Consider the following 15,882-nt stretch of genomic DNA (forward strand, 5'->3'; position numbering starts at 1 on the left):
TTATGATGAAAATCCAACAAGTAGAAATCTTTGCAATACATTTACCTCTAATTGATCCATTTATCATTAGTTATGCTACATATGATACAATGCCTTCTATTATTTTAAAAGTGACTACCGATACAGGTATTGTGGGGTACGGGGAAGCAGTTCCTGATGAGCATGTAACAGGGGAATCATGGGAAAGCACATATGCTGTGCTAAAACATCAACTTGCTCCTGCGGTTATTGGAGAAAATCCAATGGCTTTTGAAAAGCTGCACGAAAAAATGAATAAAATTGTAAAAGACGTACCAGCTGCAAAAGCAGCACTTGATATTGCTTGCTTCGATATCACTGGGAAAGCATTAGGAGTCCCTGTATACCAACTTTTAGGTGGACGTTATCATGACAAATTCCCAATTACCCATGTATTAAGTATTGGGATGCCTGAAGAGATGGCAGAAGAGGCTGCTAATCGAGTAGAAATGGGCTATCGTTCTTTTAAAATGAAAGTAGGCACAGAGGTAACTCGTGATGTTGCACGCATTAAAGCAGTACGTGAACGTGTAGGTGAAGATATTGCTATCCGAGTGGATGTAAATCAAGGGTGGGGCAATGCGTCTACTACCTTACAGGGTTTACGTGCTATGAAGGATTTAAACATTGATTGGTTAGAGCAACCGGTAGATAGTGAAGATATTGATGGAATGGTTGAGATTAAATCAAAATCGGATGTGTCATTAATGATTGATGAAGGACTTCGTGGTGTACGTGAAATGCGTGAAATTATTGCCAAGCGTGCCGCTGATAAAGTAAATATTAAGTTAATGAAGTGTGGTGGCATCTACCCTGCGATGAAGCTAGCTGTCATGGCAGAGATGGCGGGAATTGAATGTCAAATTGGCTCCATGGTAGAATCATCTGTTGGCTCTGCTGCAGGTTTTCATGTAGCATTCTCTAAGAAAATTATGACAAGTGTAGAATTAACAGGCCCGCTAAAATTCTCTAAAGATGTAGGGAATCTACATTATGATGTTCCATTTATTTGCTTAAATGAACAGGCTGGGCTAGGTGTAGAAGTGGATGAGGATGTAATCCAGGAACTATGTAAGTTCTCAACTGTTGTAACAGCCTAAGGAGGCGTAATATGGAAAAGATTTATGAAGGTATGCTTGATAAGACGCCGTTTTTTGTCATAAAATTAACACCTCAGCATTTACAACAAATTGAGGAGTTACAGGTTGAAGTTTATGAAGCATTAGCAGATCAAAGTATCTTGCAGCCTTTAAGTACAGAGGAATTTGAATATATTCTAAATGGCAACGGTATGATGATTGGTGCTTATGTAGAGGACGAATTAATTGCCTTTCGAGCACTGTTAAATCCGCCTATTGATGAGGAACATCTAGGCTATGATTGTGGAATTACGGAAAATGAATTTCAGCGTGTTTTATATCAAGAAATATCGAATGTTTCACCGAAATATCGAGGTTATGGCTTACAAAAAACATTGGCTACAGTAGTAATGAATGCGATTGATTTAGAAAAATATGATTATGTTTGCTCCACTGTAAAGCCATATAATATACCAAGTTTAAAAGATAAATTTTCGCAAGATCTCGTTATTAAAGGCTTGAAAATTAAATATGTTGATAAGCTCCGTTATATTTTCTATAAAGACTTACAACAGGAATTGTCCCCAGTATTTACTGACAAACAAATAATATCAATGGGGGATACAGCCGCACAACAGCAACTGCTAAAACAAGGCTTTCTTGGTACGAGGATGTTTGAAGAAAACAATGATTGGTTTGTTGTATACGAAAAATAAAGTAAAGCCTTACCCTTCGCATAAATTGGTGGAGGGTAAGGCTTTTTTACGAGAGTCTATTATTTCTTCATTGGACAAAAGCCACAGGCCATTAAACCAGGGATATCTTTAGAAAAACAACAAGATTTTCTAACAGGAATATTGATTAAATTCGTAGGGCTCTGACAGCCTGTATATTGCGCCCACCAAGATTTATTTGAGAAGCGTGCCCATGTTTCTGGATTTTCTAAAGCTTCAATATCGTCCATGGCTTGATCGGCCAAGCCTGGATTAGATAACAAAACATGATAGTGCCATAGCAAATAACCAAAGAAGTTTTCCCAAATGGTAAGAGGGGAAATCGATGTTACTTTACGAAGCTGTTGAACAATCACATGGCCATCATAAAGGATTTTCTCAATGACCGCTTGACGTTCATCTTCCTCAACATAACGCCAATCATTTGGATTGGCGAACATGGCAACGGTAAAGCTATTGAATTCCTTTGCAGCATCGAAACGTAATTCGAGTGGCTTGCCATCCCATACCTCATCATAAGCGGCAAGCATATAAAATTGCATAGCAAAGAACATACCATAGCGGCGAGCAAAATGAGAAATAGCGGCCGTTTCTGTTGCGGCATCTGTTATACCCATCATGAGGTTCAAAAAATCAGGATGGTAAAAATCTTTATGTATATCAGCTAATGTAAATAAAGTCCGCTTAGGTTCAGCTGTGTAGATGCTATAGGAATTTAATTGTTGAACTTGATCCATCGTTAAAGCTGGCATGGTAATCCTCTTTTCCTTTGAACTCTGTTAATTTCATTATAAAGTAATCAATTTTGCTTCACAAATGGAATGTCATGCAGTAAAATAAATTAAACATATCTGAAAGGTAGGTTTTAGAATGTCAGTGCCTCATGCAATTCCAAGACCACTCGTTCGACTGAATCAATGGATCATTCTTTTAAGTGTTATCTTTACATGGCTAACAGGGGTTACATGGCTTCTAGTCATTCCACTGACTGCAAATTTATTGGGTATTATATGCCATTATAACCCTATTATTCGTGTCGGTAAGCTATTTCTAAAAAAGGCCCCATCTGCTTATATACCAGAGGATGCACAACAGCAAAAATTTAATTCCAGCATTGCTAGCTTTTGTTTAGGGGTAGGCTTGTTAGGTTATATGTTGAATTGGGCTGTTGTCGGTTATATCTTTACTAGCATGGTTGCAATCGCATCATCTATCGCAATCGCAGGTTTTTGTATTGGTTGTTTTCTACATTTTCAATTGAAGCAATGGCAGTACCGTCGTTCATTAAAAAAATCTTTTTAAAAAAGGGAAAAATTTTATTAGATTATTGTTGACAATTTAATTGATAATGATTATCATTATCGTATAAAGATTATTCCTCCGCTACAATACAGTGTAGAGAGGATGAACTTTAGCTACTTTTCTCCAGAAGTTTGCTAGTTCATGATTACGCTCCTAAAACCCCCCTCATTTTTTGGGAACGTGAAAATCTCAGACGACTCATTCTATTTAATAGGATGGAGTCGTCTTTTTTGTTGGTAAATTTATTACGCCTACTAAAAAAACAGCCCATAAAAGGACTGTTAGGAAGATATATTCTGTTGAACAGCATTTTTTTTCCCAATGATCATAGTATAGTAACTATGTAATAGCATACCTACGATGATGACGCCCAGACCTGCAAGTGCAATAGGGCTAGGGAATGCAATACCTAATAATAAAACCTCACCGATAATAACAAATAAAATTTCTGTTGATTGGGTTGCTTCCACAGCGGCTAGTTTCCCTTGATGGTCTCTTACACGATCGGTTGCTATGAAAAACAATACTGTTGCAATGACACCTGAACTAATTCCTACGAGTAATGATTGGAACATCTGACTTGCTGAGGGCAGTCCAACTGTAAGACTGGCATAAATAGCTATGATGATCCATGCTGGCATTGAAGCAATGGTCATACCAAGTACTCGTTGAAAAGTATCGATCCGTCCCCCACAAATCTCCATCATCTTGCGATTACCAAGAGGATAGGCAAATGCTGCGACGATGACAGGTAAAATACCGAGCATTAAACTTCTAAACGAAACCGATTGTGCATGAGGTATTTGTATAAGTAGAATACCTACTAAGATGACACATGAAATTAGAAGAGATATGAAAGGTATTTTTTGACGTATTGTTTTACCCGCAATAACTGAAACAAAGAGGGGAGCTAATAATACACCAGCAACAATTGTAAATTGCCATGTGCCAGAAACCAACCAACCTGGACCAAACGCTGCGGCAAAGGTTAATGGTGCATAGAATAAAACAAATCCAACAAAGCTCCAAAGTAACCAAGCTATAGGCTGTGCTTTCATTTCACCTGAAAGCTGTGAAAAGCCTTTGCGATAAAAGACAATGATAAGTAAAAAGGGTAGCATGAAAAAGAATCTTAGTGATGCACTCCATAGCCAACTGCCACCTTGCATTTCCATTGCGTGATTTAAAATAAAAGTCACGGCAAAGAAAAGAGAAGCTAAAATGCCTAAGGCAATTTCTTTCATATCGTTCACCTCAATTTGAGTTTAGAGCTTAAACCCTTTATGTAAATTGAAAATTCAGTAATTATTGCTAAAAAAATGACGAAGAAAGGAAAAGCCTTTCTTCGTAACGATGAGTATTGTTCTTTAGCGTGAGTCTAGAATCATTGAACTTACTCGAAAATTCATCAGAAATAAGATAGACTAATTAGCTTGTTGTTCAAAGAGCTGAACGATTTCAATAATAACTTGTGTTGCCTTTTCCATTGTTTCAGCAGATACATATTCAAATTTACCATGCATGTTTTCGCCACCAGCGAAAATATTAGGTGTTGGTAAGCCCATATAGGATAATTGTGAACCATCTGTACCACCACGAATTGGTAAGGTATTTGGTGTAATATCTAATTTTTCCATTGCGGCACGTGCGATATCAACAATTTCTTTTACAGGCTCAATTTTTTCGCCCATATTGTAGTATTGATCTTCAATAGTAATACTTAGGGCATGTTCGCCATATTGTGCTTGAATTTTTGCAGCCGTATCGAGCATTAATTGTTTTTTCTCTTCGAATTTTTGACGATCATGATCACGCACGATATAAGATAGCTCAGTATGCTCAAGAGCCCCTTTAAAGCCCATTAAATGAATGAAACCTTCATAACCTTCTGTCTTTTCAGGAACTGCGTCAGCAGGCATTTCATTTTGGAAGGCAATGGCCATTGTGATAGCATTCACCATTTTATTTTTCGCAGAACCAGGGTGTACACTTGTTCCATTTGTAACAACCTTTACGCCAGCGGCATTGAAGCTTTCGTATTGTAGCTCACCAAGTGGTCCGCCATCCATTGTATAGGCATAGTCTGCTCCAAACGCGGCAACATCAAATTTATGTGGGCCACGTCCAATTTCCTCATCTGGTGTAAAGGCTACACGAATTTTTCCATGTTTAATAGTAGGGTTTTTAATGAGGTATTCCATCGCTGTTATAATTTCAGCAATACCAGCCTTATCATCAGCCCCTAATAACGTAGTGCCATCTGTTGTAATAAGTGTCTGACCCACGTAATTTTTAAGCTCAGGGAAGTCAGTTGGGGACATCACTAAATGTTCATTTAACTGAATATCTCCACCATCATAATTATCTATGCGCTGTGGATTCACATTTGTGCCCGTGTAGTCGGTAGCTGTATCAACATGGGCTAAAAAGCCGATAGTTGGTACTTCTTTATCTGTATTAGCCTCTAATGAAGCAAATAAATAGCCATTTTCATCTAATGTAATTTCTGTTAAGCCAATTTCAGCAAGTTCGTCTTTCAGGACATGTAACAGGTCAAATTGTTTTTGGGTAGAAGGAGTTGTTTCGCTTGTGAAGTCTGATTGTGTATCAATTTTTGCATAGCGTATTAATCGCTCGATTACTTGTTCTTTCATAAGTATGGCCTCCTAATGTGTATATGTTAAAATTCTTTGTGCATTCACAAAGTTGATTCTGGGCGCATTATGCCAAGGCATAATTGATATTATTGTAACACTTTACTTCGGATTTCGGAATATTGAAGGATACTTAATGCAATAAGTAATTGAGCGCTATAATAAGTTAGCATGATTACTTCGTGTGAAAAAGCTAGTGGCGTGACAAATTTATTAATAGCTAAATAAGAATCAGAAGCAATAAATAACAGAGCACCAATTGTCGCCAATGTAGAATCGGTTTTTATGGCCGTCCATCCCATAGTGAGAATCACTGAAATATAGGCAATCACTGCGATACCAAGTATCGTTTCACCTGTTTTAAAGACAGACCCTGCAATCCAGATGGCCATGCTCGCTCCGTAAAGCAGTAAGAGTATTTTTGCCCACGTGGGTACTTGCCGCTCGTTTGCGGTAGAGAAAGCAAAAATATAAAAGACATGACCTATAAGAAAGCTAGTCAGACCAATTAAAAACCACTGCAATGTATAGTCCCCAATCATACAAAATATAAGCCCAGCAATAATTAAAAGTTGGTATTTTTTAATATGTAATGGCTTCTGAATCGCAGCTAAAATAATGATGAGCAACATGGGAATCACTTTAAAAATGAGTTTTAAACTTTCGGCAATATGGGAAAAGAGAAATATATAATAAAGACCAAATAAAATAATGAAACCTATTAGAAATTTTTTTAACAAATTTTTCAGCTCCTTTCCTTTTGAAATTCAATATTTATGGTAGAATTCCTTTCTGTACAACGTATGTATGAAACTTTTTTAGTATGTAACCGTAAATAAGTAGACAGAAAGCTGAAGAGAGGATGAACCAAATGACTAAGCTACTGATAGCTTCTGCAGTCATTGCATTGATCGCGAGTGTGTTAGTGACACCGCTTATTACAAAGAAGCGAGAAGATGGTAAATCAAGAAAGGTGATTGGATACTTTTTTATTGGTGTCTTTGTACTAGGATTTTTAGCTACTGCAATCACTCTATATGTAACAAAAATTGATGTAAACTGGCTTGTTTTTTGGCCTGCTATTATTTTATTAACGTTAGCTGGCGCCCTGCTTGCAAGTGGTATTGAACGGAAAATAAAAGGTATTTTATTTTTAGCAAGTTTAGGCGTAGCTGTGTATGTATTATCGGCTCCTCTATGGAATGCTAATGAAAAATTTGAATCCTCAGAAATGAAGGAAGAAGTTGAAATAAAACCATTCGATGAGACACAAACACCTGCAAGTGTACCACCGAAATTTGCTCGCAATAAAATGAAAAAAGCTTTCGGGCAAGTGCCAAACACTAGTTACTATGAGTTAGGACGCTTACAAATCCAAAAAGTGAAGGGTGATTATGTTTATATCGCACCTGTTGAATTTTCAGGATTCTTTAAATGGATGAATGGGGATACAACACCTGGTTACTTTATTATGAGTGCCACAGATTCTGCAGATAATCCTAAATTCGTTAAAGAGGAAATGAAATATGTTCCTTCTGCATATTTAAATGCTAATTTAGAACGTCATATGCGTTTACAACATCCATTCCTTATTTTTTATGGAGACGTTCAGCTTGAAGTAGATGATGAAGGTAAGCCTTATTACATTCGTTCATATGGTGAATTTATTACCGCGCGTAATGGCTTTGATGTGAAAGGGATTGTTTTAGTTGATGCACTAACAGGGAAATCGGAAACGGTTGAACTGGACAAAATACCTGAATTTATTGATGGTGCAGTTTCACCAGAGACAGTAAGTTTACAAAACAGTTATTTTGGTAATTATGTTCACGGTTTTTGGAACAGTATGTTTGGTAAAAAGGATGTAAAGATCCCTTCCGATGAAGGAACAGAATCGAATGTAAGTCCAATTTTCGATGAGAAGGGTGATATGTATTACTTTACTGATTTTACAAGCCCTAAAGAAGGTGTAGATTCAATGTTAGGCTATTCCTTAACGAATGCTCGTACAGGGGATGCCACATACTATACAGGAAATTTAGATTCAAGTTATATGGATTCACAGGGTAATTTACAAATTATCGAGAAGAAATTTATTGAGAAAAAATGGACTGGTGAAATGCCAGTGTTATATAACTTTTATGGTGAAGCAAGCTGGCTGACAGCGGTGCTAGATTCCAACGGCTTTTTACAAAACTACTTCATCGTGTCTGCTGCCAATCCTGAAATATCTGTTTATGCTACTACTCCTAAAGAGGCACTAAAGCTATATAAAACGGCCTTAAGTCGTGGAGGAAATACAGTAGATGGTAGCTCAAATGCGGAAGAGAAACAAGTGAGCGGGAAGGTAATGCGTGTTTACAAAGAACGTCTAGGTGATTTTACAATGGTATCTTTCTTATTAAATAATGGTGAAAATTATTTAATTAGTGCCGAAACAGAGCCTTTAGCAATATATTTACAAGAAGGTGATGAGGTCATTCTCACATATGGCGATACAGGTGAACAATTCTTGCCAGTTCGATCCCTCATGATTAAGGGATTACAATAAAAGAACAAAAGACGATCTTCGATATATCAAGATCGTCTTTTATTATGTGGATTTGTCCTCTTGAATAAAGGTTAGCATTTTTTCTTTATGGTTAATAAAGAGTGTTTTTGCGTGGTCATTTAATGTAAAGATTTCATGTAAATAGCCTTGCAGTAATCTATTTTCGTACGCAAAAGAATGTGTGGATTCGCGTTCTAAAATATAGGATAAAAAAAGAGTATGTAAAACAGCTACTTCTAAATTTTGTGTATTGGTAATAAATTTTAAGTTGAGAATAGAGGTATGGGAAACGAACTGATTAACATAATCAATAGCCTGTTTATACAGTGTCAAATCAACATTAGGCTCTAATCGTTTTCTTAGCTGTGTACATGCATTATTTAATTCCTCTATTTTTAAAAATAAACCTCTTACACTTCTTTTATGTTGTTGTTCTAAAGTACGAGCAAGATGTTTATTGATATTGGACATTATTCATTTAACTCCTTTCATCCATTAGGGATCATTTATTAATATGAATGGAATAGCTGGAAAAGGGAAGAGGCTTTTCGTTTAATTTATTGGTGAACTTACTATCTATATCGAGACAAAATCACTAGCCTTAATATCGATGAGTAATAAAATTATGAAAAAAATGGGGTTCTAATCATACGATAGTAACCCCATTTATATTTGGTTATTTCCAGTTAAATCCTTTTGTAGCTAAAAACTCTTTGATATGAGGACGTCGTTGTTCGACTAAAAAATCAGCCATTTGTTTAGTCCAATTATCAATTTTTCTGTTTGATGAACGATTATTGTAATACATTTCCATTGTCTCATTATAAGCTGGTAAAAGCTCTTCATATTTTTCAACATTGTATTCATTTTCATGTAGTATGGCAGATACAGGTAAACGTGGTTTTACTTCATTGCGACGAGCTGGGACACCGATTGTCAGACCGAATAATGGGAAAACGTGATCAGGTAAATTAAACAATTCACTTATTTCAGAAGGTTTATTTCGTACTCCTCCAATATAGCAAATTCCATACCCCATTGACTCTGCTGCAATAACAAAATTCTGTGCAAATAATGAAACATCTGCGACACCAACAAGGACATTTTCAGCTGAATCAGCCACAATGTCTACTCCCTCTAATTTTCCTGCCATTTGAAGACGCTTGAAATCGACGCAGAAGACAAATGCACCACCTGAAGTTTCATATTGACGTGGGTTACCAGAGAGTAAACCTAATTTTTCTTTTTTGTCTGCATCTGTTACCCATATAACACTATAGGCCTGCACAAAATGGGATGTTGCAGCCATTTGTGCTGTTGCGATCAAATCTTCGATGATTTCCTTTGAAATTGGTTGTCCATCATAAATACGTACCGATGAATGATTGCGTAATAATTCTTTAACCATTTAAAAACTCTCTCCTTTATGCGTGCTTTATATCAAGAGCATAGCACGCTTTGTCGCCAAAATCGAATGAAAAAAAGATGGATAGTTATATTTAAATAGTTTACAAATGTAGAAATTATCTCGTAAAGTAAAATATTTCATTTAATATAGATTAAATATTCTAAATAGTTTAAAATTATTGAAGCGACTGTTTATTTGGTTGTGCTACCAAAAAATACAATTTCTTTATTCAACGGATGTTAGTGTTTATCTGATGCAACATTATTTGGATAAAGATATAGCTTCTGACGAATGTCACACATTTAATGGAACCAAATATGCAAGTTGAACAAAAATATAGTGGGATGGGGGAATAAGGAATGGAAGAAAAGTTAGCGAAAAAGCTTCGCCATGAACAATTGCGGAGCAAGATTGTAACAGCAGAAGAAGCAGCATCTTGGATTAAAGATGGTATGGTATTAGGGATGAGTGGATTCACACGTGCTGGCGATGTAAAAGTCGTACCTCTTGCACTTGTAGAGAAAGCTAAAAAAGAGAAATTTCAAGTAGATGTCTTTACAGGTGCATCACTTGGTCCTGAAGTAGACCAATATTTAGCAGAAGCAGGTGTCATTCGTAAACGAGGCCCTTTCCAAGCAGATGCTGGTATTCGTAATAAAATCAATAGCGGTGATATCACATTTGTAGATGCCCATCTTTCTCATAATGCTGAACTTGTTCGCCAAGGTATTATAGGTCCTATTGATTTCGCGATTATTGAAGCTGCTGCCATTACAGAAGACGGCTTATTAATTCCTACAACTTCAGTTGGTAACTCTCCGATTTTTGTACAAGAAGCAGACCAAATCATCATTGAATTAAATGTAGCACAGCTTGATGCATTAGAGGGAGTGCATGATATTTTCGTACCTGCGCCACAAGGTAAGCGTGATCCAATTCCTTTGCAAAATGTGTCTGATCGTCTTGGTATAATTGGGATTCCGCTAGATTTAGATAAAGTAAAGGGCATCGTTATCTCAGATATATTAGATGCGCCATCAACAATTGTTCCTGCTGATGAGGAGACAGATGTAATGGCGAATCATTTATTAAATTTCCTACGTGAAGAGATTAATGTAGGTCGCTTAACAACGAGCTTGCGACCAATTCAATCAGGAGTAGGCTCAGTAGCAAACGCCGTATTGTTAGGCTTTAAAGATTCTGAGTTCGAGAACTTAGAAGTTTATTCAGAAGTTCTACAGGATGCAGTATTTGAATTAATCGATGCAGGGAAAGTAAATTTCGCTTCCGCTACTTCTATTACCCTTTCAGAGCAAGTAGGAAACCGTGTTTATGGGAACTTTGAAAAGTATGCTGATAAATTAGTATTACGTCCACAAGAAATTTCCAATCAACCAGAAATTATTCGTCGACTCGGACTTATTTCAGTGAATACAGCATTGGAAGTTGATATATACGGCAATGTTAATTCAACACATGTTTCTGGTACAAAGATGATGAATGGCATTGGAGGGTCTGGTGACTTTGCACGTAATGCACGTCTAGGGATTTTTGTGACGAAATCGTATGCTAAAGGTGGCAACATTTCAAGTATTGTCCCTATGGTTTCACATGTGGACCATACTGAGCATGATGTGGATGTCATCGTAACTGAGCAGGGTGTAGCTGATTTACGTGGGCTTGCCCCGAAAGAGCGAGCGGCGCTTATCATTGATAATTGTGCACACCCCGATTATCGTGAGCAACTATGGCAGTATTATAATGATGCCAATGAGGCGACTCGTGGACATCATACGCCACACGATCTAGAAAAAGCACTGTCATGGCATGTTCATTATGCAAAAAGTGGGACAATGAAGGACCCTGCGTTTACGAAACAATAAAATACCATCATTAAAAGCCTTGAAGGACAATTGTGCTTCAAGGCTTTTTGTTGTGAGCATATTAGAGTTTTATAATAATCCAATCCATTTCCAATAAGTAGCTGAGAACAGAAGAATTAGAAGGAAGCCGATAATCGTTAATGGAATACCAGATTTCAAGAAATCCTTTGTTGTAAATGCTCCTGTCCCATAGGCAAGCATATTTTGTGGTGCGCTAATTGGTAATAGGAAGCCAAAACTTATGACGAATTGTTGCACGATGACAAAGCCAACTTGATCAACATTCGTTGTTAATGTAGAGGCTAGTACGATGAATACAGGTATCAGTGCAGAGGCTAAGCTTGTTGCACTTGCAAAGCCTAAATGAATTAAAATATTAAATAATGTTACGAGTGCGATGGTTGCTAGTATTGGCATCGTATCTAGCCCAAGTGAACCAAATACTTTATCGGATAACCATGATGCACCTTCCGTCTTAAGTAAAATGGTTCCTAGCATAATACCTACGGCAAAGACGATAATTGTCCCCCACGGGATATGAGGTTCAACTTCCTTCCATGAATAAACACCGATTTTAGGCATTAATAAAATAGCGATGGCAATAATTGTGACTGTAGTTGTGTCAAAGGGATGCAATTTCCCTTCAGTTGCCCAGAAAAATAGCAAAACGATTGATGTTATGATTAAGCGAATTTCAGGAGCCTTCAATGGGCCAAGCTCTGAAAGCTGTTTTTTGATGACCTCTTTACCACCTTCGATATTGCTAGTCTCAGGCTTAATTAAAGCGATCATAATGAAAAATAGAGCTACAGACATAATGATTGAGAAGGGGGCAGCATAGAGCAACCAAGCACCCCAGGAGATATCCACATTAAATTGTTCCTGAATAAAGTTTAAAGCGACCATATTTTGAGCTGCTGCTGTCTTGATACCGATATTCCAAATGGAAACGGCTTGTACCGAAGTAATAACAAGTAAAGCGGCGAGTCGACTATCGCGTGGTAAACCAAATGCTGCGACCATCCCTAGCAATATTGGTACGACTGCGCCTGCACGTGCTGTGGCAGAAGGAACAAAAAAAGCGAGGGCTATAGAAACTAAAATGGCGCCGAATACGATAGCTTTTGTTTTTGTTCCTACAAGTGAAAGGATCCAGAGAGCAAGCCGTTTATGTAAGTTGGTAATTTGCATGGCTGCTGCTAAAAAAAGAGCTGCTGCTACTAATGCGACAGCGGAATTACTAAATCCACTTAAGGATAATTTTAAAGCGCCAGCAGTTCCTAATTCTGTAGCAGGATCGTCCATTGATGGAGCGAGCCCTAGTAGAACAGTTACAAGTGCAATGATCATGGCTGAGCTAACGGGATAGGACACGGCCTCTGTTACCCATAGGATGACTGCGAATGCTAAGATGGCTAAAGCTCGTTGTCCAGCAATCGGTAAGTCACCGTTATTAGGTAAAAAAGTAATGATGATTAGTAAAGCAAAGGCCAAGCCAATCCATAGTGGCTTTAAATTCCGTTTCGTAGCTGTTTGATTGGGTGAAGACATATTTTCTCATCCTTTCTACGATAAATATGACGATTATTATCCATAACATCGGTTAGTAAAATGTTTTATTAAGATAAGAACTTGTCTATTTTATTGTAAAAAAATAAGTATGCAGAATAGCTGCTTTTTACAGCGATATAAGTAGATAAAGAGAAAATATACGGTCATAAAAAATACAAAAATATCCATTGTAATATTATTTCTTTTTCTTAAATGCAGACGTTACTTTAGGCTCTGTACCCTTCACTAATCGTTGGATATTTTCGATGTGCAGGATAATAGCTATGCCAAAAAGAAGGACAGCAATTATAGTTGGGCCAATTCCAGGAATCCATAAATATGTTGCCGTACAAAAAACGAGATAAAACTCTAGAACACCGACAATTAAATAGTTAGTTGCAAAGGATAAAATGACAAATAAAATAAGTGCAAATAAACCAATCTTCCAATCTACAGCAAGTAGAATTCCAATAATAGAGGCAGTTCCTTTCCCACCATTGAAGCCCATATAAAATGGGAAATTATGACCCAAAATAACCCCTGCAGCAATAATGTAGGTCAGGAGCCATATTTCTCCTTCGGTTAAATGCGGAGCATCTGCTAAATAAAAGTGTGCACCGATAATAGCTACAACGCCTTTGCCAATATCGATTAGGGCTACTAAAACGCCATATTTCCAGCCGAGGGAAAGTGTAGCATTAGAGGCACCTGCATTGCCATGGCCAGCTTTTTTTAAATCAACCCCCGATAAAAATTGTGCCACTTTAGAGCCGTGAATACAGCCAATTAAATATCCAACTAAGAGAAAAATGATCACGGCTTTTACCATAAAAATACTCCTTTCAAATTTTTTTCTAAATTAGTGTATGCGTTCATATTACGTATAAGAGCTGACAGAAGTTTCGGAAAAAATAAAATTTACATATTGACAGAAAAAAACTCTATGTTTATACTGTGTTACAACGATGGAAATTGAATCTCATACTCTTATCAAGAGCGGCGGAGGGATAGGCCCTATGATGCCCAGCAACCAGTAAGTGATGAACTTACTAAGGTGCTAATTCCTACAGATTCTTACTTGGATCTGGCAGATAAGGGGAGGAAAACTTGCAACCGCAACCCTCTTCTTAACAGGAGAGGGTTTTGTTTTCTACACATAAATCCTCCTCATCTCCGGTACCATCGTAAAAAAATAATTGGAGGTACACAATGACAAATTTTAAACCAGAAACATTGCTGTTACATGGTGGTCAAGAGCCAGACCCAGTGACGGGCTCTAGAACAGTTCCTGTCTATCGCTCAACTGCTTTCGTATTTAAGGACACTGCTCATGCGCAACGTCTTTTTGCCTTAGAGGAAGCGGGGAACATTTACACACGGATTACAAATCCGACAGTGGATGTTTTTGAAAAGCGTGTGGCCTTATTGGAAGGTGGAACAGCAGCAGTAGCACTTTCATCTGGTGCAGCAGCTATCGCATTTTCCATTTTAAATCTAGCTGGAGCAGGCGATGAAATAGTAGCAGGTAGTTCTTTATATGGTGGTACGTATAATTTATTTGCTAACACATTACCGAAGTATGGCATTAAAACAATTTTTGTAGATGAAACAAACCCAGAGAATTTTAAGGCTGCGATTACCGATAAAACGAAAGCTGTCTTCGCTGAAATTTATGGTAATCCAAGTTTAAAAGTTTTAGATATTGAAGCAGTAGCTAAGATTGCACATGCTAACAGTTTACCATTAATTATCGATAGTACATTTGCTTCTCCTTATGGTTCCACACCAATTGAATACGGTGCAGATATTGTTGTTCACTCCGCAACTAAATGGATAGGTGGTCATGGTACAACTTTAGGTGGGGTTGTTGTAGACGCTGGTAAGTTTGATTGGACTAGTGGACGATTCCCTGGATTTACGGAACCAGATGCTTCTTACCATGGATTACGTTACGGAATTGATACAGCTTCTGCTGCTTTTGCTACGAAGCTACGCGTACAGTTGTTACGTGACTTCGGTCCAACATTAAGTGCTGACGCAGCGTTTAATTTACTACAAGGTTTAGAAACGCTTCATTTGCGTATCCCTAAACACAATGAAAATGCGTTGGCAGTTGCTGAATATTTACGAAACCACCCATCTGTGGAGTATGTAAACTATAATGGCCTAGAAGATTTTGCGACACATGATTTGGCGAAAAAATACTTGAAAAATGGCTTCGGTTCTGTGCTTACATTTGGCATTAAAGGTGGACGTGAGGCTGGTCGAAAGCTAATTGATAGCGTGAAGCTGTTTTCACATGTAGCAAATGTAGGGGATGCCAAATCGCTCATTATTCACCCAGCATCTACTACACATCAGCAATTATCAACAGATGAATTAATTCAAGCTGGCGTAACCGAGTCGCTCATTCGCTTATCCATCGGTTTAGAGGCAGTAGAGGATATTATTGCTGATTTAGAACAAGCCATTACGCTTGCCACAACAACTGAACAAACTGTAGAAGCTTAAGTTTTAGAACGCAAGGGAAGATGTTGTAGAGTTTACGTATTTTCTCATTCGAATTGCCTCATTTGGCATTGCGTCAAACGTTGCTACATCAACCAAGTATAAAATCCATCAATTATCAGAACTTTTTTAAAAATAAAACCAAGTATTTTTATGTGTATTATTGACTTAGTTAATTCCGTGTTATATACTAG

14 protein-coding genes and 1 riboswitch are annotated in these 15,882 nt (G+C 37.4%); of the genes, 6 read left to right on the forward strand and 8 right to left on the reverse strand.

The genetic code is table 11. The annotated features are described in order from the left end of the window. Positions 1-5 precede the first annotated feature (5 nt). On the forward strand, positions 6-1,118 hold the full coding sequence (locus MHI22_RS18370; protein ID WP_340809882.1) for a mandelate racemase/muconate lactonizing enzyme family protein: 1,113 nt from the start codon (positions 6-8) through the stop codon (positions 1,116-1,118). An 11-nt stretch (positions 1,119-1,129) separates the two neighbouring features. Continuing rightward, positions 1,130-1,813, forward strand: coding sequence for a hypothetical protein (locus MHI22_RS18375; RefSeq protein ID WP_036117848.1), 684 nt, complete (start codon positions 1,130-1,132; stop codon positions 1,811-1,813). Between the two features lie 59 nt (positions 1,814-1,872). Here the strand turns inward: MHI22_RS18375 and MHI22_RS18380 are convergent, their stop codons facing one another. Beyond that, positions 1,873-2,583 carry a Fe-S oxidoreductase gene (locus MHI22_RS18380; RefSeq protein ID WP_036117844.1) on the reverse strand — a complete coding sequence of 237 codons (711 nt, stop codon included), beginning with the start codon at positions 2,581-2,583 and terminating at the stop codon, positions 1,873-1,875. A 118-nt stretch (positions 2,584-2,701) separates the two neighbouring features. On the opposite strand from MHI22_RS18380, the gene MHI22_RS18385 reads away from it, so the two are divergent. Next, positions 2,702-3,133 (forward strand): DUF4395 domain-containing protein, encoded by a 432-nt coding sequence (locus MHI22_RS18385; RefSeq protein ID WP_058844788.1) that lies wholly within the window; start codon positions 2,702-2,704, stop codon positions 3,131-3,133. A gap of 281 nt (positions 3,134-3,414) precedes the next feature. Here the strand turns inward: MHI22_RS18385 and MHI22_RS18390 are convergent, their stop codons facing one another. The 3 genes from MHI22_RS18390 to MHI22_RS18400 all read right to left on the reverse strand — a co-directional run bounded on the left by MHI22_RS18390 (position 3,415) and on the right by MHI22_RS18400 (position 6,527). Beyond that, positions 3,415-4,377, reverse strand: a complete 963-nt coding sequence (locus tag MHI22_RS18390; protein WP_036117785.1) for a DMT family transporter — start codon at positions 4,375-4,377, stop codon at positions 3,415-3,417. A 180-nt stretch (positions 4,378-4,557) separates the two neighbouring features. Further along, a complete protein-coding gene (gene pepT, locus MHI22_RS18395; RefSeq protein ID WP_271912205.1) occupies positions 4,558-5,787 on the reverse strand; it encodes a peptidase T in 1,230 nt (409 codons plus the stop codon). Positions 5,788-5,876: 89 nt separating this feature from the next. Beyond that, positions 5,877-6,527, reverse strand: coding sequence for a lysoplasmalogenase (locus MHI22_RS18400; RefSeq protein WP_036117779.1), 651 nt, complete (start codon positions 6,525-6,527; stop codon positions 5,877-5,879). 131 nt (positions 6,528-6,658) lie between these two features. On the opposite strand from MHI22_RS18400, the gene MHI22_RS18405 reads away from it, so the two are divergent. Beyond that, on the forward strand, positions 6,659-8,338 hold the full coding sequence (locus tag MHI22_RS18405) for a hypothetical protein (RefSeq protein WP_036117776.1): 1,680 nt from the start codon (positions 6,659-6,661) through the stop codon (positions 8,336-8,338). A 42-nt stretch (positions 8,339-8,380) separates the two neighbouring features. Here MHI22_RS18405 and MHI22_RS18410 read toward each other — a convergent pair whose 3' ends face one another. Together MHI22_RS18410 and chrR are read right to left on the reverse strand one after the other, a co-directional pair. Next, positions 8,381-8,809, reverse strand: coding sequence for a hypothetical protein (locus MHI22_RS18410; RefSeq protein ID WP_340812517.1), 429 nt, complete (start codon positions 8,807-8,809; stop codon positions 8,381-8,383). A gap of 205 nt (positions 8,810-9,014) precedes the next feature. After that, entirely contained in the window at positions 9,015-9,746 is a 732-nt protein-coding gene (gene chrR, locus MHI22_RS18415; RefSeq protein WP_141905162.1) for a class II chromate reductase ChrR, read from the reverse strand. 359 nt (positions 9,747-10,105) lie between these two features. On the opposite strand from chrR, the gene MHI22_RS18420 reads away from it, so the two are divergent. Continuing rightward, complete coding sequence (locus tag MHI22_RS18420; protein WP_340810237.1) at positions 10,106-11,629, forward strand: succinate CoA transferase; 1,524 nt, start codon at positions 10,106-10,108, stop codon at positions 11,627-11,629. Positions 11,630-11,698: 69 nt separating this feature from the next. Here the strand turns inward: MHI22_RS18420 and MHI22_RS18425 are convergent, their stop codons facing one another. Continuing rightward, positions 11,699-13,180, reverse strand: coding sequence for a DASS family sodium-coupled anion symporter (locus MHI22_RS18425; RefSeq protein ID WP_058844783.1), 1,482 nt, complete (start codon positions 13,178-13,180; stop codon positions 11,699-11,701). A 196-nt stretch (positions 13,181-13,376) separates the two neighbouring features. Beyond that, complete coding sequence (locus MHI22_RS18430) at positions 13,377-14,009, reverse strand: glycerol-3-phosphate acyltransferase (RefSeq protein ID WP_036117761.1); 633 nt, start codon at positions 14,007-14,009, stop codon at positions 13,377-13,379. Positions 14,010-14,164: 155 nt separating this feature from the next. After that, a riboswitch (SAM riboswitch) is annotated at positions 14,165-14,278 on the forward strand. Between the two features lie 111 nt (positions 14,279-14,389). Between MHI22_RS18430 and MHI22_RS18435 the strand changes: the two genes are divergently transcribed. Beyond that, a complete protein-coding gene (locus MHI22_RS18435; protein WP_340810241.1) occupies positions 14,390-15,691 on the forward strand; it encodes an O-acetylhomoserine aminocarboxypropyltransferase/cysteine synthase family protein in 1,302 nt (433 codons plus the stop codon). The last annotated feature ends 191 nt before the right edge of the window (positions 15,692-15,882 follow it).

The organism is Lysinibacillus sp. FSL L8-0312 (assembly GCF_038003285.1).
GTDB classification, from domain to species: domain Bacteria; phylum Bacillota; class Bacilli; order Bacillales_A; family Planococcaceae; genus Lysinibacillus; species Lysinibacillus fusiformis_D.

Coding starts and splice junctions, on each gene's coding strand:
- MHI22_RS18370 (WP_340809882.1), top strand. CDS start 6: ATGAAAATCCAACAAGTAGAAATCTTTGCAATACATTTACCTCTAATT.
- MHI22_RS18375 (WP_036117848.1), top strand. CDS start 1,130: ATGGAAAAGATTTATGAAGGTATGCTTGATAAGACGCCGTTTTTTGTC.
- MHI22_RS18380 (WP_036117844.1), bottom strand. CDS start 2,583: ATGCCAGCTTTAACGATGGATCAAGTTCAACAATTAAATTCCTATAGC.
- MHI22_RS18385 (WP_058844788.1), top strand. CDS start 2,702: ATGTCAGTGCCTCATGCAATTCCAAGACCACTCGTTCGACTGAATCAA.
- MHI22_RS18390 (WP_036117785.1), bottom strand. CDS start 4,377: ATGAAAGAAATTGCCTTAGGCATTTTAGCTTCTCTTTTCTTTGCCGTG.
- pepT (WP_271912205.1), bottom strand. CDS start 5,787: ATGAAAGAACAAGTAATCGAGCGATTAATACGCTATGCAAAAATTGAT.
- MHI22_RS18405 (WP_036117776.1), top strand. CDS start 6,659: ATGACTAAGCTACTGATAGCTTCTGCAGTCATTGCATTGATCGCGAGT.
- MHI22_RS18410 (WP_340812517.1), bottom strand. CDS start 8,809: ATGTCCAATATCAATAAACATCTTGCTCGTACTTTAGAACAACAACAT.
- chrR (WP_141905162.1), bottom strand. CDS start 9,746: ATGGTTAAAGAATTATTACGCAATCATTCATCGGTACGTATTTATGAT.
- MHI22_RS18420 (WP_340810237.1), top strand. CDS start 10,106: ATGGAAGAAAAGTTAGCGAAAAAGCTTCGCCATGAACAATTGCGGAGC.
- MHI22_RS18425 (WP_058844783.1), bottom strand. CDS start 13,180: ATGTCTTCACCCAATCAAACAGCTACGAAACGGAATTTAAAGCCACTA.
- MHI22_RS18430 (WP_036117761.1), bottom strand. CDS start 14,009: ATGGTAAAAGCCGTGATCATTTTTCTCTTAGTTGGATATTTAATTGGC.
- MHI22_RS18435 (WP_340810241.1), top strand. CDS start 14,390: ATGACAAATTTTAAACCAGAAACATTGCTGTTACATGGTGGTCAAGAG.